Source organism: Kitasatospora sp. NPDC048540 (assembly GCF_040651175.1).
Lineage (GTDB): Bacteria > Actinomycetota > Actinomycetes > Streptomycetales > Streptomycetaceae > Kitasatospora.
In genome coordinates this window covers 21,062-47,541 of the sequence record NZ_JBEZIR010000025.1, presented here as the reverse complement: position 1 = coordinate 47,541, position 26,480 = coordinate 21,062, and the positions used below count along the sequence as shown (strand labels likewise).

Here is a 26,480-nt window from a genome sequence, read left to right as displayed (position 1 = left end):
CTTCGAATATTCGGTCTTCTCGACATCCGGATGGGCACGGGTTGGAGGGGTCGGTCCGTTGAACAGTCTTCCGGCGCGGAACGCCACGAGTGGCAGCGGTCATGCCGCCGTGCCCGGGCAGCCGGGCGCCCCGATCGGGGCACGGCGCCCGGTCCCCTCACCCGCGCCCGCAGGCTGGGGCCACGGCCCGGCCGGATCGATCTACGACTACATCCGGGTCGCCACCTTTGCGATCGGCCCCGACGGCCGGATCAGCCAGTGGAGCGACCGCGCCGCGGAGTTCTTCGGCGTCCCCGCCACCGACGCGGTCGGCGCCGACCCGATCACCACCTTCGTCCCGCGCGAGCTCTGGCAGCGCGGCCGGGCCCGGCTGGAGCGGATCCTCGGCGGCGAGGAGTGGGTCGGCACCGCCCCCTACCGCGACACCGCCGGCGGCGAGGGCCTCGCCGAGCTGTACGTGATGCCCGCCAGCACCGGCTGCGACGCCCCCGGCGCCACCTGCCTGGCCGTCGACCTCGGCCGGCTGCGCACCGTCGAGACCGAGCTCGCCGCCTCCGAGGCCGTCTTCGGACAGACCCCCACCGGCTTCTTCCTGTTCGACCCGCAGCTCACCCTGCAACGCGTCAACGACGCCTTCGCCGCCGCCGTCGGCCTCGCCCCGCCCGCCCTCCAGGGCCTCGGCCCGGCCGACCTCTTCCCGGCCGGCGACGCCGAACGCCTCACCGCCGCCCTGCGCAAGGTCCTCGCCAGCGGTGCCCCCATCCTCGACCTGCGGTTCAGCGGCTCCGTCCAGGTCGCCCGCTCCGTCACCGACGGCCGCGAGCACGGCCGCCGCGACGAGAACCGCGCCTGGTCGATCTCGCTCTACCGGCTCAACAGCGCCGCCGGCCACCCCATGGGCGTGGCCGGCCAGGTCCAGGACGTCACGAGCCGGCACATCGCCGAACGCGAGGCCGCCGGCGTCCGCCGCAACCTCGCCCTCCTCAACGAGGCCAGCAGCCACATCGGCTCCACCCTCGACCTGGAGACCACCGCCAACGAACTGCTCGACGTGATCGTCCCGCAGTTCTGCGACGTCGCCAACGTCGACCTGTACACCGCCCTGCTCACCGGCGACGCCGGCCCGCTCACCGGCCGCCCCGGCGTCCTCGACGGCTGCGGCGAACTGCGCCGGGTCGCCGTCCGCAGCAGCGTCGGCAACGCCTCCTCGGTGTTCGGCAACCAGGGCGGCACCGTCCAGGTCGCCGAGGCCGGCGGCACCCTCTGTTACCCGCCCCGCTCCCCGCACGCCCGCGCCCTGCGCACCGGCCGCTCCACCGTGCCCCAGCCCGGCCCCGACCCGCTGCTGCGCTCCACGCTGGTGGTCCCGCTGGTCGCCCGCAACCAGGTCCTCGGACTGGTCCAGCTCTCCCGCGCGATCGGCAGCGAACCCTTCGACGCCCGCGACGTCGCCATCGCCGAGGAACTGGTCGCCCGCGCCGCCGTCTGCGTCGACAACGCCCGCCTCTACCGCCGCGAGCACGAACGCGCCCTGATCCTCCAGCGCAGCCTGCTGCCCCCCGGCAAGCCCGCCGCCAGCGGCCTGGAGATCGCCCGCCGCTACCTGCCCAGCAACAACAACACCGAGGTCGGCGGCGACTGGTTCGACGTCATCCCGCTGCCCGGCAGCCGCACCGCCCTGGTCATCGGCGACGTGATGGGCCGCGGCCTGCGCGCCGCCGTCGCGATGGGCCAGCTGCGCACCGCCGTCCGCACCCTCGCCATGCTCGACCTCGACCCCGCCGAGGTGCTCTCCGCCCTCGACGAGATCGCCCGCGGCCTCGGCGACGACACCCAGCTCGGCGAGGAGATCTCCGAGGTCTACCTCGCCACCTGCGTGTACGCCGTCTACGACGCGGTCAAGCAGCGCTGCGTCTTCGCCAACGCCGGCCACCTGCCGCCCGCCCTGCTCAGCCCCGGCGAGCCGGCCCGCATGCTCGAGGTCCCGCCGGGCCTGCCGCTGGGCGTCGGCGGCGAACCCTTCGAGGAGGTCGAGGTCACCCTCACCGAGGGCGCCATCCTCGGCCTCTACACCGACGGCCTGGTCGAGTCCCGCAAGCACCAGCTCGACGAGGGGCTGCGGGCCTTCCGCGAGGCGCTCGAGAACGGCTCCCGCGCACTGGAGCAGCTCTGCGACGAGGTCCTCGACGAACTCAACCCGCACCACGGGGAGGACGACATCGCCCTGCTGATGGCCAAGGTCGTCCCGCTCGCCGAGGACTCGGTCGGCGACTGGAAGCTGCCGCCCCACCTCACCTCCGTCGCCAAGGCCCGCGAACTCGCCTGCGGCTGGCTGCTCACCCGCGGCCTCGACGAACTCGTCGACACCACCGAGCTGCTGGTCAGCGAACTGGTCACCAACGCGCTGCGGCACGGCCGCGGCGACATCAGGCTGCGGCTGCTCAAGGACCGCACCATGGTCTGCGAGGTCTGGGACGACGGCTACGCCCAGCCCCGCCAGCGCCGCGCCCAGGAGACCGACGAGGGCGGCCGCGGCCTCCAGCTGGTCAGCCTCCTCGCCGAACGCTGGGGCAGCCGCCGCACCCCCAAGGGCAAGATCGTCTGGTTCGAACTGGCCCTCTGAGGCCCCCGCCGGTCTCGCCAGGGGCACAGGGGTTCTCCTTCGGGGGCGCGGGCGTTCTCCTTCGGGGGCGCGGGGTTTCTCTTGGGGGCGCGGGGAACTGCGCGAGGGCGGGAGGCCTCGTGCGTGCCACCTGCCGGCGGCGTTCAGTTGCAGGTCCTCGGTCTTCCGTCTCGCGCAGTTCCGCCCCCAGCCTTCGGCCGGGTGGGTGGTTCGTGGGGGTGTGTCCGTCGTGGCGGCGGGGCGGGCCGCGGGGGGTGGCCTTCAGTGGTGATCCACCTGTGTGTTCGGACGGAGGAACGCATGCGCGCCACCCAGCTCGCCGCGGCAGCCCTCGCGGCCCTGCTCGCCACGACGGCAGCAGGCTGCTCGGACGACCCCGCGCCCGCCCCCGGCGCCGCCGACCTGGGCGGCACCGACCGCTCGACGGTCCGCGACGGCGGCACGCTCCGCTGGGCCGTGGACGCCGTCCCGGCCACCCTCAACGTCCACCAGCCGGAGGCCACCGCCGACTCCGCGCTGCTGGCCGGGGCCCTGCTGCCCAGCCTGTTCCGGCTGGACACCCGGGCCCGCCCGGTCGCCGACCCCGACTACCTGGCCGGCGCCGAGTCCACCCCGCCGGGCCAGAGCCCGCAGACGGTGACCTACCGGCTGAACCCCAACGCCACCTGGAGCGACGGCACCCCGCTGTCCGCCGCCGACTTCACCGCCCAGTGGAAGGCGCTCTCCGGCGCCGACCCGGCGTACCTCACCGACCACCCGGGCGGCTACGCCCAGATCGACTCGGTCACCCAGGGCGCGGACCCGCACGAGGTGCGGGTGGTGCTCAAGCAGCCGTACGCGGCCTGGCGGGAGCTGTTCAGCCCGCTCTACCCGGCCGCCGTGACCGGCACCGCGCAGGCCTTCAACCAGCCGCTGGCGGACACCTTCCGCACCTCGGCGGGACCGTTCACGGTCACCTCGTACGACGAGGCCGCCGGCAAGGTGGTGCTGGCCCGCAACCCGCACTGGTGGGGCGACCCGGTCAAGGCGGACGAGCTGGACTTCGTCGCCGTCCCGGCCGCCGACCGGCTGGACGCGCTGGACCAGGACAAGCTGGACATCGCCGCGCTGACCTCCTCGGTCGACCGCGCCGTCCCGGCGGACAGCGCCGGCGCCGCCCCGCCGGACGCGGCCGCCGCCGCGGAGGCCTCCGCGCAGGCGCTGAAGCGGGCCGAGGCACTGCCCGGCCTGACCCTGCACCGGGCCGCCGCCCCGGCCTTCACCCAGCTGACGCTGAACTCCACCCGCGGCCCGCTGGCCGATCCGGTGGTCCGCCGGGCGATCGCACGCGCCGTGGACCGGCAGAAGACCGCCACCGCCGCGCTCGGCCCGCTCGGGGTGAAGGCCGCGGCGCTCGGCAACCACCTGCTGATGAACGACCAGGACGGCTACCGGGACAACAGCGCCGCCCTCGGCACCACCCCCGCCGCCGAACTGCTGGACCAGGCGGGCTGGCCGCTGAACGGCGCCACCCGCAGCAAGGACGGCAAGGAGCTGAGCCTCACCCTGCTGCTCCCGGACGGCTCCGCCACCGCCCGCCGTACGGCGGACGAGCTGGCGGCGGAGCTCACCGCGGCCGGGATCGCGGTCAAGCCGCAGCCCGTCGCCCCCGACACCTTCGTGCCGCAGCACCTGGCCACCGGCGACTTCGACCTGGCGCTGTTCTCCTGGCCGTCCACCGGCTACCCGGGCGACGAGCGGGCGCTGTACGCCAAGCCCAGGCCGGGCGCGGACGGGGTCCCGGTGGTGGGCCTGAACTACGCGCGCACCGGCAGCGAGGAGATCGACCAGCTCTTCGACAAGGCCGCCGGCGAGCTGGACCCGGGCGTCCAGCGCGACCTGGTGCAGGAGGCCGACGCCCGGATCTGGCAGCTCGCCCACTCGGTGCCGCTCTACCAGCGGCCCGACCTGGTGGCGGTCCGCAACACGGTGGCGGGCGCCGGCGCGTACGGCTTCGGCTCGCCGCGCTTCCAGGACGTCGGCTTCCTCAAGGGCTGACCGGGAGCCGTCCGGGCCCGGCCGGTGTCACGCACCGGCCGGGGTGACCTCCATCAGCCCGATCCGGCCGGCCACGATCTCGATCCGGGCCAGCTCCGGCATCGCCTGCCGGGCCCGGTCCAGGGCGGTGCGGGCCTCGTCGGGGCGGCCGAGGGCGGCCAGCGCGGCGGCGGTCGAGCACTCGGCGTTGGCCTGCCAGAAGGCGTCGACGGCGAGTTTGGCGGCGGTCCGCGCGTGCGCGAGCGCGGCGTCGCGGTGGCCCTCCAGCAGGGCCTGGTCGGCGCGGGTGCCCAGGTAGCGGGTCAGCACGGGGACCGCGGCGTGCGCGAGGCCGAGCGACTCGGCGAGGCGGGGCAGGTACTCGGCCGGCGGCAGTTCGCCGGTCTCCGCGGCGCCGACCAGCGCGGCGGCCCGCAGGTGGTGGGCGAGGCCCGACATCCTGGCGTGCGGGGCCAGCGTCGCCGCCTGGTAGGCCGCGGCGGCGGCCTCCTGGTACCTGCCCTCGCCGAGCGCGACCTGGGCCCGCAGCTGGGCCGACGCGAGGCGCGGCGGGCCGTCGGCCGGCGCCCGGTCGAGCGCGGCGCGGGCCTCGCCGAGCCGGCCCAGGCGCATCGCCCGGCCGCCCGCCAGCTCGTCCGGGCTCGTCGCGAGGGCTTCCAGCGCGCCGGGACGCAGCGGCATCAGGAACAGGATCCAGCCGGCCGTGAGCGGTATCCGGGCGAGCACGGTCAGCGACATCGCGGGCAGCATCAGCAGGCCGAAACCGAGCGCCCTGGGGAAGCCGGAGGTGCCGATGATCAGCAGGCCGGCGGTGGTGATCGGGACCGCGACGGAGACCAGGGTGGTCAGCCACAGCCGTACCCGCAGCCGGGGCCCGGCCACCACGGTGCTGTCGGCCGACACGAACGGGACGGGGATCCGGCGCACGGTGAGTGCCATCCCGCCGACCCGCAGGGTGGTCACCCGGGCGCCGAAGCCGAGGGCGAGAGCGGTGGGGGCCACGCCGCCGGCACCGCCGAGCAGCAGTTGGAGGGCGAGGGTGAACTGCAGGCCGAGCAGGGCGCCGAGCCCGGCGCCGAGGCCGTCCAGCAGCGGGTCGGGTCCGCCGGAGCCGCCGTCCTGCCGGGTGAGCAGGGTGAAGGCGATGGCTGCGCCGATCACCAGGTAGAAGGGCCAGCGGAAGCCGGACCGGGTGTTTCCGGGCCTCCCGGCACGGGGTGAATTCTTCATCCCGCCAGGTTGGGGCAGCGGGCTCAGGGGGTGGAAGAGCGGTGACCCAGTTGTGATCTTGACCCCCTCGGGGCCCTCCGTTTCGGCCCCGGTGGGTGGTTCCCCGTACGATAGGAACAAGCCGTGGCATGTCGTGCCCGGCAGGTGGACCGGTAGTAGCAGGCGGTACGGCGGCAGCGATCAACAGGGGTCGTCAGGTCGCAGGGTCGCAGCCGGGGCGCCGTAACCCACGATTTCGGGAGAGTTCGCTCCGCATGCCCACGCGCAATGACATCCGCAACGTTGCCATCGTCGCCCACGTCGACCACGGCAAGACCACGCTGGTCGACGCCATGCTGAAGCAGGCCGGCGCCTTCGCCGCCCACCAGCACCTCGACGACCGGATGATGGACTCGAACGACCTGGAGCGCGAGAAGGGCATCACGATTCTCGCGAAGAACACCGCCGTCAAGTACCACCCCAAGGAGGGTGGCGCGCCGATCACGATCAACATCATCGACACCCCCGGCCACGCCGACTTCGGTGGCGAGGTCGAGCGCGGCCTGTCGATGGTCGACGCGGTCGTGCTGCTGGTCGACGCGTCTGAGGGTCCGCTTCCGCAGACCCGCTTCGTGCTCCGCAAGGCGCTGACCGCCAAGCTCCCGGTCATCCTCTGCATCAACAAGACCGACCGTCCGGACGCCCGGATCGCCGAGGTCATCAACGAGACCTACGACCTCTTCCTGGACCTCGACGCCACCGAGGACCAGATCGAGTTCCCGATCGTCTACGCCTGTGCGCGTGACGGCGTCGCCTCGATGACCAAGCCGGAGGACGGCACCGTCCCGGCCGACAGCGACTCCCTCGAGCCGTTCTTCTCGACCATCCTGGAGCACGTCCCGGCCCCGTCCTACGACGAGGACGCGCCGCTGCAGGCCCACGTCACCAACCTGGACGCGGACAACTTCCTCGGCCGCATCGCGCTCTGCCGCGTCGAGCAGGGCGAGCTGCGCAAGGGCCAGCAGGTCGCGTGGATCAAGCGGGACGGCTCGATCCAGCAGGTCAAGATCACCGAGCTGCTGATGACCGAGGCGCTCACCCGCAAGCCGGCCGAGGTGGCCGGCCCCGGCGACATCTGCGCCGTCGCGGGCATCCCGGACATCATGATCGGCGAGACCCTGGCCGACCTGGAGAACCCGATCGCGCTGCCGCTGATCACGGTCGACGAGCCGGCCATCTCGATGGTCATCGGCACCAACACCTCGCCGCTGGTCGGCAAGGGCGGCAAGGGCCACAAGGTCACCGCCCGCATGGTCAAGGACCGCCTGGACCGCGAGCTGATCGGTAACGTCTCGCTGCGCGTGCTGCCGACCGACCGCCCCGACGCCTGGGAGGTCCAGGGCCGTGGCGAGCTGGCGCTGGCCATCCTGGTCGAGACCATGCGCCGGGAGCTGTTCGAGCTGACCGTCGGCAAGCCGCAGGTGGTCACCAAGCTCGTCAACGGCAAGGTGCACGAGCCGGTCGAGCGGATGACCATCGACAGCCCCGAGGAGTACCTCGGTGCCATCACCCAGCTGATGGCGACCCGCAAGGGCCGCATGGAGACCATGACCAACCACGGCTCCGGCTGGGTGCGCATGGAGTTCATCGTCCCGTCGCGCGGCCTGATCGGCTTCCGGACCCAGTTCCTCACCGACACCCGCGGTACCGGTATCGCGCACTCCATCTTCGAGGGCCACGAGCCGTGGTTCGGCGAGCTGCGGATGCGCAACAACGGCTCCCTGGTGGCCGACCGCGCGGGCGTCGTGACGCCGTTCGCGATGATGGGCATCCAGGAGCGCGGCACCCTGTTCGTGGAGCCCACCACCGAGGTGTACGAGGGCATGATCGTCGGCGAGAACTCGCGCCAGGACGACATGGACATCAACATCACCAAGGAGAAGAAGCTCACCAACATGCGTGCGGCGTCCTCGGACACCACCGAGAACCTGGTGCCGCCGCGCAAGCTCTCGCTGGAGCAGTCCCTGGAGTTCTGCCGCGAGGACGAGTGCATCGAGGTGACCCCGGAGACCGTGCGCATCCGCAAGGTCGTCCTGGACCAGAAGGAGCGCGGCCGCACGGCCTCGCGCGCCAAGAAGAACTGACGCGGTAGCGGCGCCGGCCGGCCCTCCGCCCTTCGGGGCGGGGTGGCCGGCCGGCGCCTTTCTTACGCTCCGTGGTCGACGCGCGTAGGAGTGGAGCGGAAGATGACCATTCAGTAGTTCGTTAATCGGACGTGACAGACCGTCGTTCATGACAACTGTCCGTTTCGACCCTGTCTGTGTATGTCCTGAATGTCCGTTTCTCAAAACCAACTCGCCACCCATGTGACCAAATTGAGATCCCTAGTGGTCATGTTCGTATCCGTGTGTGACCGATAGTGGGTTCAGTCGAGCTCGGGTCAAGGGTTACGCGCAGGGGTGCGCGCCGAACCTCGGGCGAGGAAAGCACCGTTCGGCAGTGGCAGTGATGCCGGCCGACCCCCGCGGTGCGCTCTCGTTTGAAACACGGATTCAGGAGGCACACCCATGCGCGGTGCCAGCCAGGCCAAGTGGGTCGTCGCAGCAGTCGCGGTCGCCCTCGCAGCTACCGCTTGCGGCAGCAACGGCGCGTCCAGCGGCGGCGGTTCGTCCACCGGTGCGGTCAACGCCCAGGGCACGTTCAGCTACCAGAGCAGCGAGCCGCAGAACCCGCTCCAGCCGGCCAACGCCATGGAGGTCGGTGGCGGTCGCATCATCAAGCAGCTCTTCAAGGGCCTCGTCGACTACGACCCCGCCGACGGCAAGCTGCGCAACCAGGTGGCCGAGAAGATCGAGACCACCGACGCCACCAACTACACCGTCACCCTGAAGTCCGGCTGGACCTTCCACGACGGCACCCCGGTGACCGCGTCCTCCTTCGTGGACGCCTGGAACTGGTCGGCGAACACCAAGAACAACCAGATCAACTCGGACTGGTTCTCCGACATCGCCGGCTACACCGACGTCCACCCGGACGCCGGTGACCCGAAGGCCGAGACCATGTCCGGTCTGAAGGTCGTCGACGACACCCACTTCACCATCCAGCTGACCGGCCCGGTCTCGTACTTCCAGTACAAGCTCGGCTACACGGCCTTCTCGCCGCTGCCGAAGGCGTTCTTCACCGACCCGGCGAAGTACGGCCAGAACCCGATCGGCAACGGCCCCTACAAGTTCGTCTCGTGGGAGCACAACAAGGCGATCACCGTCGCCGCGTACGACAAGTACGCGGGCCTCGACAAGCCGAAGAACGGCGGCATCGTCTTCAAGAACTACACCCAGCCCGAGGCGGCGTACAAGGACCTGGTGTCCGACAACGTCGACGTGCTGGACCAGGTCGACCCGAGCGACCTCGCCTCCTACAAGACCGACCTCGGCAGCCGTGCCGTGGACCAGGCCCAGGGCGCCATCCAGAACATCTCGTTCGCGATGTACCAGGACGCCTGGAAGCCGGTCGACAAGGCCAAGGTCCGCCAGGGCCTGTCGATGGCGATCGACCGTGACACCATCACCAAGACCGTCCTGAACGGCTCGCGCCAGCCCGCCAACAGCTGGGTCGCCCCCGGCGCCATGGGTTACAAGGACAACACCTGCGGCGACGCCTGCAAGTACGACCCGGCCAAGGCCAAGCAGCTGATCACCGAGGGCGGCGGCGTCCCGGACAACAAGATCACCATCGTCTACAACTCCGACGGCGGCCACAAGGAGTGGGTGGACGCGGTCTGCAACTCCATCCGCCAGGCCACCGGCGTCGAGTGCGTCGGCGACCCGAAGCCGGACTTCAAGACCTCGCGCGACATCATCAAGAAGAAGCAGGTCCAGAGCATGATGCGGACCGGCTGGGTGCAGGACTACCCCCTGAACGCCAACTTCCTGCGTGACGTCTACGGCACGGGTGCCGCGGCCAACGACGGCAGCTACTCCAACCCGGAGTTCGACAAGCTCGCCGCCGAGGCCGACAAGGCCACCACGGTCGAGAAGACCGCCGAGCTGTACCAGCAGGCCGAGGCCCAGCTGGCCAAGGACATGCCGGCGATCCCGCTCTGGTACTACAAGACCACCTCGGGCTACTCGAACAACGTCCAGAACGTGAAGTTCGACTCGTTCGGTGACCCGGTCTTCACCCAGGTCGAGGTCAAGCAGAAGTAATCAGGCCGGCACCGCACGGCTTGAACCGACACGGCCGGTGCCCTCCGCCCCACAAGGGCGGACCGGCACCGGCCTTGTCACGCCATAGAACCTCTGTGACGGGATGACGGCCCGGCAGAGCATTGGATGGAGGCATGATGGGGCGCTTTGTCGCGAGGCGACTGCTCCAAATGATCCCGGTCTTCCTGGGTACGGTCACCCTGATCTTCTTCATGGTGCACATCCTTCCGGGAGACCCGGTCGCCGCGATGTGGGGCGACAAGGCGGTGGACCCGGCCCAGCTCGCCGCGTTCAAGCACGCGAGGGGCCTGGACCAGCCACTGATCCAGCAGTACCTCGATTACCTGGGCAAGCTGTTCCGGGGCGACTTCGGCATGGCGATGGACGGCCGCCCGGTGATCGACAAGATCAGCGGCGCCTTCCCGGTCACCCTGCGCCTCGCGCTGCTGGCGTTCGCCATCGAGATCGTGCTCGGTGTGACGATCGGCCTGTTCGCCGGTCTGCGCCGCGGCAAGGCCTTCGACAAGGGCACCCTGGTCCTCACCCTGCTGCTGATCTCCATTCCGGTGCCGGTGCTGGGCTTCATCTTCCAGAACATCTTCTCCACCCAGCTCGGCTGGGTGACGCCGACCGTCCAGGACTCGATGAACCTCGGCCAGCTGCTGCTGCCCGCCATCGTCCTGGGCTCGCTGTCGCTGGCGTACGTGGCCCGGCTGACCCGGACCTCGATAGCCGAGAACATCAAGGCCGACTACATGCGCACCGCGGTCGCCAAGGGCCTGCCCAAGCGCAAGGTCATCGGTACCCACCTGCTGCGCAACTCGATGATCCCGGTCGTCACCTTCCTCGGCACCGACCTGGGCGCCCTGATGGGCGGCGCGATCGTCACCGAGGGCATCTTCAACGTCAAGGGCGTCGGTTTCGAGCTCTACCACGCCATCAACCTGAAGGAAGGCGCCACGGTCTCCGGATTCGTGGTCGTCCTGGTGCTGGTCTACCTCGCCGCCAGCCTGATCGTCGACCTGCTCTACGCGGTCCTGGACCCGAGGATCCGGTATGCCTGACCTGACCGACACCAAGACCGAGATCCCCGCGCAGCGCGCGGCCGAGGTCCCCGAGGCCAAGCCGGAGAAGGCCCGCAGCCTCGGTCTGGACGCCTGGCACGACCTGCGCCGCCGCCCGATCTTCGTGATCTCCGCGCTGCTGATCGTGCTGCTGATCGTGATCGCCATCGCCCCGGGCCTGTTCACCTCGGTGGACCCGCGCGCCGGTGACCTGCGCACGCACTTCCTGACCAAGCCGAACTACGGCCACCTGTTCCAGCCGGACTGGTTCGGCTACGACGGCCAGGGCCGCTCGATCTACGCCCGGGTGATCTACGGCGCCCGTGCGTCGGTGGTCGTGGGCATCTGCGTCACCGCCGGTGTCACCGTCCTCGGCGGCATCACCGGCATGATCGCCGGCTACTTCGGCGGCTGGGTCGACACCATCGTCTCCCGGGTCACCGACATCTTCTTCGGCATCCCGCTGCTGCTCGGCGCCCTCGTCGTGCTCAACGCCTTCACCTCGCGCACCATCTGGAGCGTGGTCTTCGCGCTGGTCGCCCTCGGCTGGACCCAGATGACCCGCGTCATGCGCGGCTCGGTCATCACGGTCAAGCAGGCCGACTACGTCACCGCCGCCAAGGCGCTCGGTGCCGGCACCACGCGGATCATGGTCAAGCACATCCTGCCGAACGCGATCGCCCCCGTGATCGTGGTCGCCACCATCGCGCTCGGCGGCTACATCGCCACCGAGGCGACGCTGAGCTTCCTCGGCATCGGTCTGCAGGACCCGACCATCTCCTGGGGCATCGACATCAACTCGGCCCAGAAGGTGATCCGCACCGCCCCGTTCGCACTGTTCTTCCCCGCGGGCATGCTCAGCATCACGGTGCTGGCGTTCATCATGCTCGGCGACGCGGTGCGTGACGCCCTCGACCCCAAGCTGCGCTGAGAGAGGTGGCACGCACCATGACCACTGCGACCGAGAACAAGCCCACCGCGGCCGCCGAGCGGCTCGCCCCCGGCACCCCCCTGCTCGACGTCCGCGACCTGCACGTGGAGTTCAAGACCCGGGACGGCGTCGCCAAGGCCGTCAACGGCGTCAACTACAGCGTCGCCGCCGGCGAGACGCTCGCCGTCCTCGGCGAGTCCGGCTCCGGCAAGTCCGTCACCGCCCAGACCATCATGGGCATCCTCGACATGCCGCCCGGCCGGATCACCTCGGGTGAGATCCTCTTCCGCGGCCAGGACATGCTCAAGATGTCCAACGAGGAGCGCCGGAAGATCCGCGGCCGGAAGATCGCGATGATCTTCCAGGACGCGCTCTCCTCGCTGAACCCGGTGCTCAGCGTCGGTTACCAGCTCGGCGAGATGTTCCGGGTCCACCAGGGTGCCTCCCGCAAGGAGGCCAAGGCCAAGGCCATCGAGCTGATGGACCGGGTGCGCATCCCCGCCGCCGCCCAGCGCGTCGGCGACTACCCGCACCAGTTCTCCGGCGGTATGCGCCAGCGGATCATGATCGCGATGGCGCTGGCCCTGGAGCCGGACCTGATCATTGCGGACGAGCCGACCACGGCCCTGGACGTCACCGTCCAGGCGCAGGTGATGGACCTGCTGGCGGAGCTGCAGGCCGAGTACCACATGGGTCTGATCCTGATCACCCACGACCTCGGTGTGGTCGCCGACGTCGCGGACAAGATCGCGGTGATGTACGCCGGCCGGATCGTGGAGACCGCCCCCGTGCACGAGCTGTACGCCAACCCGGCGCACCCGTACACCAAGGGCCTGCTCCGCTCGATCCCGCGCCTGGACCAGAAGGGCCAGGACCTGTACGCGATCAAGGGCCTGCCGCCGAACCTGCTCAAGGTCCCGGCCGGCTGCGCCTTCAACCCGCGCTGCGACGCCGCCACCGACCTCTGCCGCACCGAGATCCCGGCGCTGCACCAGGTGCTCGACAAGGACGGCGCCGAGCTCGCCGGCCGCAAGAGCGCCTGCCACCTCTGGAAGGAGACCCTCCATGGCTGAGCCCATCCTGGAGGTCCGCGACCTGGTCAAGCACTACCCGCTGACCCAGGGCATCCTCTTCAAGAAGCAGGTCGGCGCGGTCAAGGCCGTGGACGGCATCTCGTTCTCGCTCCAGAAGGGCGAGACGCTCGGCATCGTCGGCGAGTCGGGCTGCGGCAAGTCGACGCTGGCCAAGGTCCTGATGAACCTGGAGCGGGCCACCGCCGGCCAGGTGCTGTACAAGGGCGAGGACATCTCCCGGCTGTCGGGCGCCGCGCTGAAGGCCGTGCGCCGCAACATCCAGATGGTGTTCCAGGACCCGTACACCTCGCTCAACCCGCGGATGACGGTGGGTGACATCATCGGCGAGCCGTACGAGATCCACCCGGAGGTGGCGCCGAAGGGCGACCGCCGCAAGGCGGTGCAGGATCTGCTGGACGTGGTGGGGCTGAACCCGGAGTACATCAACCGGTACCCGCACCAGTTCTCCGGCGGTCAGCGCCAGCGCATCGGCATCGCCCGCGGCCTGGCGCTCAAGCCGGAGATCATCATCTGCGACGAGCCGGTCTCCGCGCTCGACGTGTCGGTCCAGGCCCAGGTGATCAACCTGCTGGAGCAGCTCCAGAAGGACTTCGAGCTCTCCTACATGTTCATCGCCCACGACCTCTCGATCGTCCGGCACATCTCGGACCGGGTCGGCGTGATGTACCTGGGCAAGCTGGTCGAGATCGGCTCCGACGAGCAGATCTACGACCACGCCACCCACCCGTACACCCAGGCGCTGCTGTCCGCGGTGCCGGTGCCGGACCCGACGGGCCGTGAGACCCGCGACCGGATCGTGCTCTCCGGGGACATCCCCTCGCCGGCCAACCCGCCGTCGGGCTGCCGCTTCCGCACCCGCTGCTGGAAGGCGGAGGAGCGCTGCTCGACCGAGGTGCCGCTGCTGGCGGTGCCGCAGGTGCTCAGCGGCCCGGCCGCGCACGAGTCGGCCTGCCACTTCGCCGAGGTCCGCGAGGCCGCCGCGACCACGGCCTGACAGCCCGTCCGAAGGGCCCGGGGTGCACTACCGCACCCCGGGCCCTTCGGCGTCTCCTGACGGCCCATGAGCACGCACCCATCCGGCGGTACTACGGTCGCGCCGCCGCCGGGCCGCGCTTCTCATGGGGTGTGATGCGTTCCACACCCCTAGGAGGAAGCTCCATGCCCGCAGCCACCCGAGTGCGCCGGGCCGTCATCGCTGCGACATCCGTGGCCCTGGTGGCCACCGGCTGTGGCAGCAGTGGCGGCGGAGGCAGCAGCAGCGGTTCCTCGGACACCGGCAAGACGTTCAGCTACCAGAGCAGCGAACCGCAGAACCCGCTGCAGCCGGCCAACGCCAACGAGGTCGGCGGTGGACGCATCCTGCAGAACCTCTTCAAGGGCCTGGCCGACTACGACCCGAGCAACGCCACGCTGCGGATGCAGGTCGCGGACTCCATCGACACCAGCGACTCGCAGACCTTCAACGTCACCATGAAGTCCGGCTGGACCTTCCACGACGGCACCCCGGTCAAGGCCGCCAACTTCGTGAACGCCTGGAACTGGGCGGCGACCACCGCCAACAACCAGATCAACAGCTCCTGGTTCTCCGACATCGAGGGCTACCAGGACGTCCACCCGGCGGGCGGCGCCCCCGCCACCAAGACCACCATGTCCGGGCTGACGGTGGTGGACGACACCCACTTCACCATCAAGCTGAGCAGCAAGGTCTCGTACTTCCCCTACAAGCTCGGCTACATCGCCTTCTCCCCGCTGCCCGACGCCTTCTTCAACGACCCGGCGGGGTACGGCCAGAAGCCGGTCGGCGACGGTCCGTACCAGTTCGTCAGCTGGGACCACAACTCCCAGGTGGTGACCAAGACCTACCCGGGCTACATGGGCGTCGACAAGCCGAAGAACGGCGGCGTCGTCTTCAAGATGTACACCACCGCCGAGGCCGCCTACGCGGACCTGCAGTCGGACAACCTGGACGTGATGGACCAGGTGCCGCCGTCCGCGCTGTCCAGCTACAAGAGCGACCTCGGCAACCGGGCGATCGACGAGCCCCAGGGCTCGATCCAGAACATCGGCTTCACGCTGTACCAGCCCGAGTGGCAGGGCGCCAACACCGCCAAGGTCCGCCAGGGGCTGTCGATGGCGATCGACCGCGACACCATCACCAAGACGGTGCTGCAGGGCTCCCGGGCGCCGGCCTCCTCCTGGGTCGCCCAGGGCGTCGAAGGCTACAAGGCCGGTACCTGCGGCGACTTCTGCAACTTCGACCCGGCCAAGGCCAAGCAGCTGATCGCCGAGGGCGGCGGCGTGCCCGGCGGCCGGCTGACCATCACCTACAACGCCGACGGCGGCCACAAGGAGTGGGTGGACGCGGTCTGCAACTCGATCCGGCAGAACACCGGGGTGGACTGCGCCGGCGACCCCAAGACCGACTTCAAGACCGCCCGGGCGGCGATCACCGGCCACCAGATCAGCGGCGCGTTCCGCACCGGCTGGCAGCAGGACTACCCGCTGAACGCCAACTTCCTGTCCGACGTGTACCGCACCGGCGCGGCCGCCAACGACTTCGGCTACTCCAGCCCGCAGTTCGACCAGCTCGCCGCCCAGGCCGACGCGGCGCCCACCATCCAGGACTCGGCGACCGGCTACCAGCAGGCCGAGGCCGTCCTGCCGCAGGACATGCCCGCCATCCCGCTCTGGTACTACCGGACCAACTCGGGCTACTCCAACAACGTCCAGAACGTCACGTTCGACTCCTTCGGCAACCCGGCCTGGACCCAGGTCGAGGTCAAGGGCTGATCCCGCCCGTACCGGCCCCGTCCTCCCCGCACGGAGGGCGGGGCCCCGGCTCTAGGGCCCGTCCCCCGCTCCCGGGCGCGCCCCAGGTCACCTCCCGGAAGGAGGCACGATGGGCAGCTACATTATCCGGCGCGTGCTGCAGATGATCCCGGTGTTCCTCGGCGCGACGTTCCTGATCTTCGTGATGGTCTACGCCCTCCCGGGCGACCCGATCGCGGCGATGTTCGGCGACAAGGCGGCCGACCCCGCGCAGGTGGCCAGCCTGCGGCACAAGTACTACCTCGACCAGCCGCTGTGGAAGCAGTACCTGCACTACATGAACAACCTCTTCCACCTCGACTTCGGCACCAGCTTCACCGGCCGCTCGGTCGCCGACATCATGGCGGACGCCTTCCCGGTCACCATCCGGCTGGCCCTGGTCGCCTTCTTCTTCGAGATCGTGGTCGGCCTGCCGCTCGGCGTGCTCTCCGGCCTCAAGCGCGGCACCATCTGGGACACCCTGGTCCTGATCATCACCCTGCTGGTGATCTCGATCCCGGTCTTCGTGCTCGGCTACATCGCCCAGACGGTGTTCGCCACCGACCTGGGCTGGGTCACCCCGACCGTGCAGGACTCCGAGGACATCACCCAGCTGATCCTGCCCGGCGCCGTGCTGGCCGCCCTCTCGCTCGCGTACGTCGCCCGGCTCACCCGGACCTCGATCGGCGAGAACCTGCGGGCCGACTACATCCGCACCGCCACCGCCAAGGGCCTGCCGCGCCGCACCATCGTCACCCGCCACCTGCTGCGCAACTCGCTGATCCCGGTGGTCACCTTCCTCGGTACCGACCTGGGCGCGCTGATGGGCGGCGCGATCGTCACCGAAGGCATCTTCAACATCAAGGGCGTCGGCAACATCCTCTACCGGGCGATCGGCCAGAAGGAGGGCCCGACGGTGGTCGGCATCGTCACCGTGCTGGTCGTGGTCTACCTGGTCGCCAGCCTGCTCGTCGACCTGCTCTACGCCGTTCTGGACCCGAGGATCCGCTATGCCTGACGTGCACGACGAGAACGACCCCAAGCCGCTCCCCCCGCCCGGCAGCGGCCACCTCGACTACGTCGGCAACCAGGGGCTGCTGGTCGAGCAGGACACCCTGATCGAACCCGACCCGGCCAAGCGCGAGGAGGCCCGCAGCCTCTGGGGCGACGCCTGGCGGGACCTGCGCCGTCAGCCGATCTTCATCCTCTCGGCGCTGCTGATCGTGCTGCTGGTGATCATCGCGATCTTCCCCGGCCTGTTCACCAACGCCAACCCGCGCCAGGCCAACCTGGCCAAGGACTTCCTGCGGCCGCCCGACTGGACGGACTTCTTCGGCGCCGGCTGGTGGGGCTACGACGGCCAGGGCCGCTCAGTCTACGCCCGGGTGCTGTACGGGGCCCGGGCCTCGATCACGGTGGGCATCTGCGTCACCCTGGCGGTCACCGTCCTCGGCGGGCTGGCCGGGATGGCCGCCGGCTTCTTCGGCGGCTGGGTGGACAGCGTGCTCTCCCGGGTGATCGACATCTTCTTCGGCATCCCGCTGCTGCTCGGCTGCCTGGTGCTGCTGAACGCCTTCACCACCCGCACGGTCTGGACCGTGGTGCTGGCGCTGGCCGTGCTCGGCTGGACCCAGATCGCCCGCGTGATGCGCGGTGCGGTCATCACGGTCAAGCAGGCCGACTACGTGGTGGCCGGGAAGGCGCTCGGCGCCGGCACCAACCGGCTGATGTTCCGGCACATCCTGCCGAACGCGCTGGCCCCCGTGATCGTGGTCGCCACCATCGCGCTCGGCGGCTACATCACCGCCGAGGCGACACTGAGCTTCCTCGGCATCGGCCTGCAGGACCCGACCATCTCCTGGGGCGTGGACATCTCCTCGGCCCAGAAGGTGATCCGGCAGGCGCCGTACGTGCTGTTCTTCCCGGCCGCGGCGCTCTCCGTCACCGTGCTGGCCTTCATCATGATGGGCGACGCGGTGCGCGACGCCCTCGACCCGAAGCTGCGCTGAGCGAGGGGACGCCCCGTGACTACCGCTGTCGAGTTCGGCCGCTCCGAGCGGCAGGAGCCGTACCCCGGCCCGCTGCTCGAAGTCCGCGACCTGCACGTCGAGTTCAAGACCCGGGACGGGGTCGCCAAGGCCGTCAACGGCGTCAACTACACCGTCAGCGCCGGGGAGACGCTCGCCGTGCTCGGAGAGTCCGGGTCCGGCAAGTCCGTCACCGCCCAGGCCATCATGGGCATCCTGGACATGCCGCCGGCCCGGATCCCGCAGGGCGAGATCCTCTACCGCGGCCAGGACCTGCTGAAGATGGGCCGCGAGGAGCGCCGCAGGATCCGCGGCCAGCGGATCGCGATGATCTTCCAGGACGCGCTCTCCTCCCTCAACCCGGTGCTCAGCGTCGGCCACCAGCTCGGCGAGATGTTCCGCGCGCACCGCGGCGCCTCGCGGGCCGAGGCCAAGGCCAGGTCGATCGAGCTGATGGACCGGGTGCGGATCCCGGCCGCCAAGGACCGGGTGTCGGACTACCCGCACCAGTTCTCCGGCGGTATGCGCCAGCGGATCATGATCGCGATGGCGCTGGCCCTGGAACCGGACCTGATCATCGCGGACGAGCCCACCACCGCGCTGGACGTCACGGTGCAGGCGCAGGTGATGGACCTGCTGGCGGAGCTGCAGGCCGAGTACCACATGGGTCTGATCCTGATCACCCACGACCTCGGTGTGGTCGCCGACGTGGCGGACAAGATCGCGGTGATGTACGCCGGCCGGATCGTGGAGACCGCCCCCGTGCACGAGCTGTACGCCAGCCCCGCGCACCCCTACACCCGCGGCCTGCTCGACTCGATCCCGCGCCTGGACCAGAAGGGCCAGGAGCTCTACGCGATCAAGGGCCTGCCGCCCAACCTGCTGCGGATCCCCCCGGGCTGCGCCTTCAACCCGCGCTGCCCCCGGGCGCAGGAGATCTGCCGCCAGGAGGTGCCCAGGCTCTTCGACGTCACCGCGGCCGACGGCACGCCCGCCCCCGGCCGGGGCAGCGCCTGCTTCTTCTGGAAGGAGACCCTCGATGACGCCTAGTGGGGCCAGTCCGATCAGCGCGGCCGCACCGGAGGAGATCGCGTTCCGGCACCGGGTGCCCAAGGGCGAGCCGATCCTGGAGGTCCGCGACCTGGTCAAGCACTTCCCGCTGACCAAGGGGGCGGTGTTCAAGAAGCAGGTCGGCGCGGTCAAGGCGGTCGACGGGGTCAGCTTCGACCTGATGCAGGGCGAGACGCTGGGCATCGTCGGCGAGTCGGGCTGCGGCAAGTCGACGCTGGCCAAGGTCCTGATGAACCTGGAGCCCGCCACCGCCGGCTCGGTGCGCTACAAGGGGGAGGAGATCTCCCGGCTGTCGGGCGCCGCGCTGAAGGCGGTGCGCCGCAACATCCAGATGGTGTTCCAGGACCCGTACACCTCGCTGAACCCCCGGATGACGGTCGGCGACATCATCGGCGAGCCGTACGAGATCCACCCGGAGGTGGCGCCGAAGGGCGACCGCCGCAAGGCCGTCCAGGACCTGCTGGACGTGGTCGGTCTCAACCCGGAGTACATCAACCGGTACCCGCACCAGTTCTCCGGCGGTCAGCGCCAGCGCATCGGCATCGCCCGCGGCCTGGCGCTCAAGCCCGAGGTCATCATCTGCGACGAGCCGGTCTCCGCGCTCGACGTCTCGGTCCAGGCCCAGGTGATCAACCTGCTGGAGAAGCTGCAGGACGAGTTCAACCTCTCCTACATGTTCATCGCGCACGACCTCTCGATCGTCCGGCACATCTCCGACCGGGTCGGCGTGATGTACCTCGGGAAGATCGTGGAGGTCGGGTCCGACGCCGAGATCTACGAGCACGCCACCCACCCCTACACCCAGGCGCTGCTCTCCGCCGTACCGGTGCCGGACCCGAAGGCCCGCTCGGAGCGGGACCGGATCGTGCTGGTGGGCGACGTGCCCTCGCCGGCCAACCCGCCGTCGGGCTGCCGCTTCCGCACCCGCTGCTGGAAGGCGCAGGAGCGCTGCGCCGTCGAGCTGCCCGAACTCGGCTCGCGCGCCTGGCTGCAGGGGCTGGCGGCACACGACTCGGCCTGCCACTTCGCCGGCGAGCGGGAGAGCGGCGCGGGGGCGGTCGGCGAGCGGGGCGGTGACGGACCGGGTCCGGCTGCGCCCGGAACCGGCAGCGGGACGCCCGGCGCCGACTGACCCGGCCCGCCCGTACCACGGCCCGTCCCCGGTCACCGGGGGCGGGCCTCGCTGCTGTCCGGCAGGGCTCCCGGGTGACAGGTCAACGGATCGTCAACTCTCTTTGCATAAAACGGACTTGATCGTCCGATATGCGGTGTTCAATCTGTGAAACTCTGTGAACGATATGCGAGAGATTACGGCGGAATACATCGTCTTGGCAGGGCCATGTAACAGAAAAGAGATGTGCCAGCGATTCCGCGCGGGGGGAGGGGTGATCGATAGTTGCTCCACGCGGATCAGCGGGCGCGTCGCCAACTTGGCGACGGCTCCCCAATGTTGGCCTTCAGCCTGCCTGGAACACCGGGCGGCGAAGGAGCTACTTCGTTCCCCGCCCTGACTCGAGAGGCAGTTGAATGAGGCTCACCAAGGCAATGCGATGGACAGTGGTGGCGGCCTCCACCGTCCTGGCTGTGGCCGCCTGCAGCAATGGCGGGAGCACCAGCAGCAACGGGGCCAAGCCGTCCCAGAACAACAACGCTCCCGCCAAGGACGGCGGCACGTTCCGGCTGGGCATTGTCGAGCCGACCGCGATCGACCCCTACAACACGCAGGAGTCCGAGGGCACCCTGGTCACCCAGGCCCTGTTCACCGGCCTGACCAGCGTCGACGCCGACGGCAAGCTGTCCAACGCGCTCGCCGAGAGCCGCACCCCGAACGACGACTGCAGCCAGTGGACGTTCAAGATCAAGAGCGGCACCACCTTCAGCAACGGTGAGGCCGTCGACGCCGAGTCCTTCATCCGCGGCTGGACCCGCGCCGCCGCCAAGGACGCCGCCTCCGACGTCGCGTACCACATGGCCGAGATCGACGGCTTCGACAAGCTCCAGGACGGCTCCGCGACCACCTTCTCCGGCCTGACCGCGCCGGACCCGAACACCCTGGTCGTCAAGCTCGCCATCAAGGACTGCGAGTTCGACCTGCGGACCTTCCACACCGTGTTCAGCCCGGTGACCAAGGACGCCGGTCCGGCCACCAACAAGACCTACAACGACCAGCCGATCGGCAACGGCCCGTTCAAGCTGGACGGCCCCTGGCAGCACAACAGCAAGATCACCCTGGTCCGCAACGACAGCTACGGGCTGACGAAGGCGCACCTGGACAAGGTCGAGATCTCCATCCTGAACTCGGCCAACGCCGACCAGCTGGAGTACCAGGGCTTCCAGGCCGGCCAGTTCGACTGGGCCCGGATGCCCACCGAGCAGCTCGGCGCGGCCAAGGCCGTCTACGAGCCCAAGGGCGAGTTCCTCAACTGGGACGCCAACGGCATGAACTACATCCTGCCGATCACCTTCAACGGTCCGCTGAAGAGCAAGGAGGCCCGCGAGGCGGTCTCCTACGCGATCGACCGTGACGCGATCGTCGCCGGTGTGTTCAAGGGCTTCCGCAACAAGGCCACCACGCTGGTCCCGCCGGCCTTCAAGGACGCCTACCAGCCCGGCGTCTGCACCAGCTGCGGCAAGCAGGACAAGGACAAGGCCAAGGAGCTCGCGGCCAAGGCCGGCCTGACCCCCGGCACCAAGCTGTACTTCGGCTACAACACCGGTGGCGGCCACGACGCCTGGGTGCAGGCCGTCGCCCAGCAGCTGAAGGAGGTCCTCGGCCTCGACGTCCAGATCGACGGCATCCCGTTCAAGGAGCTGCTGAAGAAGGAGCAGGGCCCGGACGCCACCGGCCTGTACCGCGCGGCCTGGGGCGCCGACTACCCGACCCCCGGCAACTTCCTGAACCCGCTGCTGTCCACCTCGGCGATCAACGAGGACCCGGCCACCCACGAGGTGCAGGGCGACAACCGCGGCCGCTACAGCAACCCGGCGTTCGACGCCCTGCTCCAGAAGGCCACCGCCTCCAAGGACCAGGCCGAGCGCACCAAGCTGTACCAGCAGGCCGAGAAGCTCGCGATCGGTGACGACCTGGCGCTGATCCCGCTGTGGAACCGCACCCAGCAGCGCGTCGCCAACACCGAGAAGTGGGTCAACCTGTCCTACGACTTCAACGAGAACCCGACCCTGTCGAAGGTCTCGCAGAAGTAACCGGCCCTTCGCACCAGGCGCAGCCCGTTCCTCGATCCGTACGGAATCCCACCGCCGTCGGCCCTGCCTCGACCAGGCAGGGCCGGCGGTCCACCGTGCCCGCCCGACCCGGCGGAGCGCAGGGGTGGGCGACGCCGATCTGCCGCAACCACACAGAGAGGCAATTCCATGGGCAGATACGTCCTGCGAAGGCTCGGCCAGATGGTGATCGTGCTGCTCGGCGCGACCCTCATCCTGTTCGCCTGCCTGTTCGTCATCCCGGGTGACCCGGTCGGTTCGCTGGGCGGCAGCGAGCGCGCCCGTGACCCCGCCGTCGTCAAGCAGCTGCGCGAGCAGTACGGACTCGACAAGCCGCTGATCGTCCAGTACGGCACCTACGTCGGCAAGCTGGTCCAGGGCGACATGGGTGAGGACTACACCCAGCGCCGCCAGGTCACCGAGATCCTGATGCCGAAGCTGATCAACACCTCCAAGCTGGCCGTCGCCGCGATGGCGATCGACGTGCTGCTGGGCGCGGCCGTCGGCATCCTCGCGGCGCTCAAGCGGTACTCGCTGCTGGACACCGTGGTCACGCTGATCACCACCCTGCTGGTCGGCTTCCCGACCTTCGTGATCGGCATGCTGATGCTCAACCTCTTCGCCGTGCAGCTCAAGTGGGTGCCGGTGATCGGCGACCCGAGCGATCCGGTGCAGCTCATCCTGCCCGCCTTCACGCTGGCCATCATCGACGCGGCGCTGGTCGCCCGGCTGATGCGCGGCACCATGCTGGAGGTCCTGCGCGCCGACTACGTCAAGACGGCGATCGCCAAGGGCGTCCCCAAGCGGCAGGTGCTGCTCAAGCACGTGATGCGCAACTCGGTGATCCCGGTGGTCACGTACCTCGGCATCTCGTTCGGCGGCCTGATGGGCGGCGCGATCATCACCGAGACCATCTTCAACTGGGACGGCATCGGCATGGCGATGTCCACCGCGATCCAGCAGCAGAACAACCCCGTCGTGGTCGCGGTGGCCACCTGGACGGTCGCGATCTTCGTGGTGCTCAACCTGGTCGTGGACCTGCTGTACGCCATGCTCGACCCCCGCATCCGGCTGAGCTGAGGGCGCCGAAATGACTGACGAAACGACAACTGTCCCGCTGGACAAGGACATTCCCGCCCAGCGCGGATCCGACGGATCCGGTGAGCCGGCCGTCAAGGTGGTCCGCGAGTGGCAGGAGGTCTGGCACCGCTTCGCCGCCAACAAGCTGGCGCTGGTCGGCCTGGTGCTGGTGGCCGGCCTGCTGTTCACGGCGGCCTTCGCGCCCTGGATCTCGCCGTACGACCCGCTCAAGCAGAACCTGATGAACACCCTCCAGCCGCCGACCGGGGAGCACCTGTTCGGCACCGACATCCTGGGCCGCGACCAACTCTCCCGGGTGATCTACGGCTCCCGGATCGCGGTGTTCGTGGGCCTGGTGTCGATCATCCTGACGCTGCTGATCGGCATCGTGCTGGGCGCGATAGCCGGCTACTTCGGCCGGTTCTACGACACCCTGGTGATGCGCGCGGCGGACGTCTTCTTCGCCTTCCCGCTGCTGATCGGCTCGATCATCATCATCACCGTGACCGGCCGCGGGGTGTGGCCGGTGGTGCTGTCGCTGGCCATCTTCGGCTGGGCCACCGTCGCGCGACTGCTGCGCAGCTCGGTGCTGTCCGCCCGGGAGATGGACTACGTGCACGCCGCCCGCGCGCTGGGCGCCGGGCACCTGCGGGTGATCCTGCGGCACATCCTGCCCAACTCGATCGCGCCGGTGATCATCTTCGGCACCTTCAACGTCGGACTCGCGGTGGTCGCCGAGGCCGCGCTGTCCTACCTCGGCGTGGGTGTCAGCCCCGAGGTCCCGGAGTGGGGCAACATGCTCGCCTCCGGCCGGGGCTTCATCGGTGTGTACGACTACATGTGGACCCTGCCCTCGCTCGCGGTGGTGCTCACCTCGCTGGGCTTCATCTTCGTCGGCGACGGGGTCCGCGACGCTCTCGACCCGAAGTTGCGGTGAGCGGCATGACGAGCACGGACGCGACGCGGAGCGGGAGCGGCAAGGGTATGGACAAGGCAGTGCAGGACGGTCCGGCCGTGGAACTGCGGCCGGACGGCGCCGAACCGGCGCTGCTGCAGGTCGACGACCTGCAGGTGGAGTTCGTGACCCGGGACGGGGTCGCCCGGGCGGTGAACGGGGTCAGCTACAGCGTCGCCTCGGGGGAGACCCTGGCGGTGCTGGGCGAGTCCGGTTCGGGCAAGTCGGTGACCGCGCAGGCGATCATGGGCATCCTGGACACCCCGCCCGGCCGGATCAGCGGCGGGCGGGTGCTCTACCGGGGTGAGGACCTGCTCACCATGCCGGAGGAGGAGCGCCGGAAGATCCGCGGCCGGAAGATCGCGATGATCTTCCAGGACGCGCTGTCGGCGCTCAACCCGGTCTTCTCGGTGGGCTGGCAGCTCGGCGAGGTCTTCCGGGTGCACGAGGGCATGTCGAAGAAGGACTCCTTCGCCAAGGCCGTCGAGCTGATGGACCGGGTGCGGATCCCGGCCGCCAAGCAGCGGGTCACCGACTACCCGCACCAGTTCTCCGGCGGTATGCGCCAGCGGATCATGATCGCGATGGCGCTGGCGCTGCAGCCGGACCTGATCATTGCGGACGAGCCGACCACGGCGCTGGACGTGACGGTGCAGGCGCAGGTGATGGACCTGCTGGCGGAGCTGCAGGCCGAGTACCGCATGGGTCTGATCCTGATCACCCACGACCTCGGTGTGGTCGCGGACGTGGCGGACAAGATCGCGGTGATGTACGCCGGCCGGATCGTGGAGACGGCCCCCGTGCACGAGCTGTACGCCAACCCGGCGCACCCGTACACCAAGGGCCTGCTCCGCTCGATCCCGCGCCTGGACCAGAAGGGCCAGGACCTGTACGCGATCAAGGGCCTGCCGCCGAGCCTGCTGCACCTGCCCACGGGATGTTCCTTCAACCCGCGCTGCGACGCGGCCACGGATCTCTGCCGGTCCGACCGGCCGCTCCTGCAGCCCGTCCTGGACGTGGACGGCGCCGAGCTCGAAGGCCGGCGCAGCGCCTGCCACTTCTGGAAGGAGACCCTCCATGGCTGAGCCCATCCTGGAGGTCCGGGACCTGGTCAAGCACTTCCCGCTGACCCAGGGCATCCTGTTCAAGAAGCAGATCGGCGCGGTGCGGGCGGTCGACGGGGTCACCCTCACCCTGCACAAGGGCGAGACGCTGGGCATCGTCGGCGAGTCGGGCTGCGGCAAGTCGACGCTGGCCAAGGTCCTGATGAACCTGGAGCGGGCCACCGCCGGCGAGGTGCTGTACAAGGGCGAGGACATCAGCCGGCTGAGCGGCCGGGCGCTGCGCGCGGTGCGCCGCAACATCCAGATGGTGTTCCAGGACCCGTACACCTCGCTGAACCCCCGGATGACGGTGGGTGACATCATCGGCGAGCCGTACGAGATCCACCCGGAGGTGGCGCCGAAGGGTGACCGCCGCAAGGCGGTGCAGGACCTGCTGGACGTGGTGGGGCTGAACCCGGAGTACATCAACCGGTATCCGCACCAGTTCTCCGGCGGTCAGCGCCAGCGCATCGGCATCGCCCGCGGCCTGGCGCTCAAGCCGGAGATCATCATCTGCGACGAGCCGGTCTCCGCGCTCGACGTCTCGGTCCAGGCCCAGGTGATCAACCTGCTGGACCAGCTGCAGAGCGATTTCGACCTGTCGTACATGTTCATCGCGCACGACCTCTCGATCGTCCGGCACATCTCCGACCGGGTCGGCGTGATGTACCTCGGCAAGCTGGTCGAGATCGGCACCGAGGAGCAGATCTACGACCACGCCACCCACCCGTACACCCAGGCGCTGCTGTCCGCGGTGCCGGTGCCGGACCCGACGGGCCGTGAGACCCGCGACCGGATCGTGCTGGTGGGCGACGTGCCCTCGCCGGCCAACCCGCCGTCGGGCTGCCGCTTCCGTACCCGCTGCTGGAAGGCGGAGGAGCGCTGCTCGACCGAGGTGCCGCTGCTGGCGGTGCCGCAGGTGCTCAGCGGCCCGGCCGCGCACGAGTCGGCCTGTCACTTCGCCGAGGTGAGGCAGCCGACCGCGGCGGCCTGAGCGGGCGCGTACGGCAGCCAGGAGCGGGCCCCGGGGAACCTTCCCCGGGGCCCGTCG

The 26,480-nt window shown here is 69.8% G+C and carries 19 protein-coding genes; 18 read left to right on the top strand and 1 reads right to left on the bottom strand.

Annotated features, from left to right (window positions below; translation table 11 throughout):
• The first annotated feature begins 133 nt into the window (after positions 1–133).
• The gene (locus tag AB0D08_RS12965) at positions 134–2,623 is read left to right on the top strand and encodes a SpoIIE family protein phosphatase (protein WP_051814349.1); all 2,490 of its coding nucleotides are present in this window, start codon (positions 134–136) and stop codon (positions 2,621–2,623) included.
• Between the two features lie 300 nt (positions 2,624–2,923).
• Positions 2,924–4,660 carry an ABC transporter family substrate-binding protein gene (locus AB0D08_RS12960; RefSeq protein WP_359888355.1) on the top strand — a complete coding sequence of 579 codons (1,737 nt, stop codon included), beginning with the start codon at positions 2,924–2,926 and terminating at the stop codon, positions 4,658–4,660.
• A gap of 27 nt (positions 4,661–4,687) precedes the next feature.
• Here the strand turns inward: AB0D08_RS12960 and AB0D08_RS12955 are convergent, their stop codons facing one another.
• On the bottom strand, positions 4,688–5,890 hold the full coding sequence (locus tag AB0D08_RS12955) for a hypothetical protein (protein ID WP_359888352.1): 1,203 nt from the start codon (positions 5,888–5,890) through the stop codon (positions 4,688–4,690).
• 254 nt (positions 5,891–6,144) lie between these two features.
• On the opposite strand from AB0D08_RS12955, the gene typA reads away from it, so the two are divergent.
• The 16 genes from typA to AB0D08_RS12875 all read left to right on the top strand — a co-directional run bounded on the left by typA (position 6,145) and on the right by AB0D08_RS12875 (position 26,423).
• Complete coding sequence (gene typA, locus AB0D08_RS12950; protein WP_033825754.1) at positions 6,145–8,013, top strand: translational GTPase TypA; 1,869 nt, start codon at positions 6,145–6,147, stop codon at positions 8,011–8,013.
• 423 nt (positions 8,014–8,436) lie between these two features.
• Positions 8,437–10,074 carry an ABC transporter substrate-binding protein gene (locus AB0D08_RS12945; RefSeq protein WP_033825753.1) on the top strand — a complete coding sequence of 546 codons (1,638 nt, stop codon included), beginning with the start codon at positions 8,437–8,439 and terminating at the stop codon, positions 10,072–10,074.
• A 137-nt stretch (positions 10,075–10,211) separates the two neighbouring features.
• Positions 10,212–11,138 (top strand): ABC transporter permease, encoded by a 927-nt coding sequence (locus AB0D08_RS12940; protein WP_033825752.1) that lies wholly within the window; start codon positions 10,212–10,214, stop codon positions 11,136–11,138.
• Positions 11,131–12,069, top strand: a complete 939-nt coding sequence (locus AB0D08_RS12935) for an ABC transporter permease (RefSeq protein ID WP_033825751.1) — start codon at positions 11,131–11,133, stop codon at positions 12,067–12,069. Before AB0D08_RS12940 ends, AB0D08_RS12935 begins: the two co-directional genes overlap by 8 nt.
• A gap of 17 nt (positions 12,070–12,086) precedes the next feature.
• A complete protein-coding gene (locus tag AB0D08_RS12930; protein ID WP_033825750.1) occupies positions 12,087–13,142 on the top strand; it encodes an ABC transporter ATP-binding protein in 1,056 nt (351 codons plus the stop codon).
• The gene (locus AB0D08_RS12925) at positions 13,135–14,157 is read left to right on the top strand and encodes a dipeptide ABC transporter ATP-binding protein (protein WP_359888348.1); all 1,023 of its coding nucleotides are present in this window, start codon (positions 13,135–13,137) and stop codon (positions 14,155–14,157) included. Before AB0D08_RS12930 ends, AB0D08_RS12925 begins: the two co-directional genes overlap by 8 nt.
• 164 nt (positions 14,158–14,321) lie before the next feature.
• Positions 14,322–15,953, top strand: a complete 1,632-nt coding sequence (locus AB0D08_RS12920) for an ABC transporter substrate-binding protein (RefSeq protein ID WP_033824780.1) — start codon at positions 14,322–14,324, stop codon at positions 15,951–15,953.
• 109 nt (positions 15,954–16,062) lie between these two features.
• Positions 16,063–16,989 carry an ABC transporter permease gene (locus AB0D08_RS12915; RefSeq protein WP_033824779.1) on the top strand — a complete coding sequence of 309 codons (927 nt, stop codon included), beginning with the start codon at positions 16,063–16,065 and terminating at the stop codon, positions 16,987–16,989.
• Positions 16,982–17,980 carry an ABC transporter permease gene (locus tag AB0D08_RS12910; protein ID WP_033824778.1) on the top strand — a complete coding sequence of 333 codons (999 nt, stop codon included), beginning with the start codon at positions 16,982–16,984 and terminating at the stop codon, positions 17,978–17,980. Before AB0D08_RS12915 ends, AB0D08_RS12910 begins: the two co-directional genes overlap by 8 nt.
• Before the next feature lie 15 nt (positions 17,981–17,995).
• Positions 17,996–19,048, top strand: a complete 1,053-nt coding sequence (locus AB0D08_RS12905) for an ABC transporter ATP-binding protein (protein WP_033824777.1) — start codon at positions 17,996–17,998, stop codon at positions 19,046–19,048.
• Positions 19,038–20,201, top strand: coding sequence for a dipeptide ABC transporter ATP-binding protein (locus AB0D08_RS12900; RefSeq protein ID WP_359888344.1), 1,164 nt, complete (start codon positions 19,038–19,040; stop codon positions 20,199–20,201). Before AB0D08_RS12905 ends, AB0D08_RS12900 begins: the two co-directional genes overlap by 11 nt.
• A gap of 413 nt (positions 20,202–20,614) precedes the next feature.
• On the top strand, positions 20,615–22,273 hold the full coding sequence (locus tag AB0D08_RS12895) for an ABC transporter substrate-binding protein (RefSeq protein ID WP_233289471.1): 1,659 nt from the start codon (positions 20,615–20,617) through the stop codon (positions 22,271–22,273).
• A 168-nt stretch (positions 22,274–22,441) separates the two neighbouring features.
• A complete protein-coding gene (locus AB0D08_RS12890; protein ID WP_033826231.1) occupies positions 22,442–23,371 on the top strand; it encodes an ABC transporter permease in 930 nt (309 codons plus the stop codon).
• 10 nt (positions 23,372–23,381) lie between these two features.
• A complete protein-coding gene (locus AB0D08_RS12885) occupies positions 23,382–24,308 on the top strand; it encodes an ABC transporter permease (RefSeq protein ID WP_359888340.1) in 927 nt (308 codons plus the stop codon).
• Positions 24,309–24,355: 47 nt separating this feature from the next.
• On the top strand, positions 24,356–25,411 hold the full coding sequence (locus AB0D08_RS12880) for an ABC transporter ATP-binding protein (protein WP_359888337.1): 1,056 nt from the start codon (positions 24,356–24,358) through the stop codon (positions 25,409–25,411).
• Positions 25,404–26,423, top strand: coding sequence for a dipeptide ABC transporter ATP-binding protein (locus tag AB0D08_RS12875; RefSeq protein WP_359888334.1), 1,020 nt, complete (start codon positions 25,404–25,406; stop codon positions 26,421–26,423). The genes AB0D08_RS12880 and AB0D08_RS12875 overlap by 8 nt, the downstream gene beginning before the upstream one ends.
• Positions 26,424–26,480: the final 57 nt, after the last annotated feature.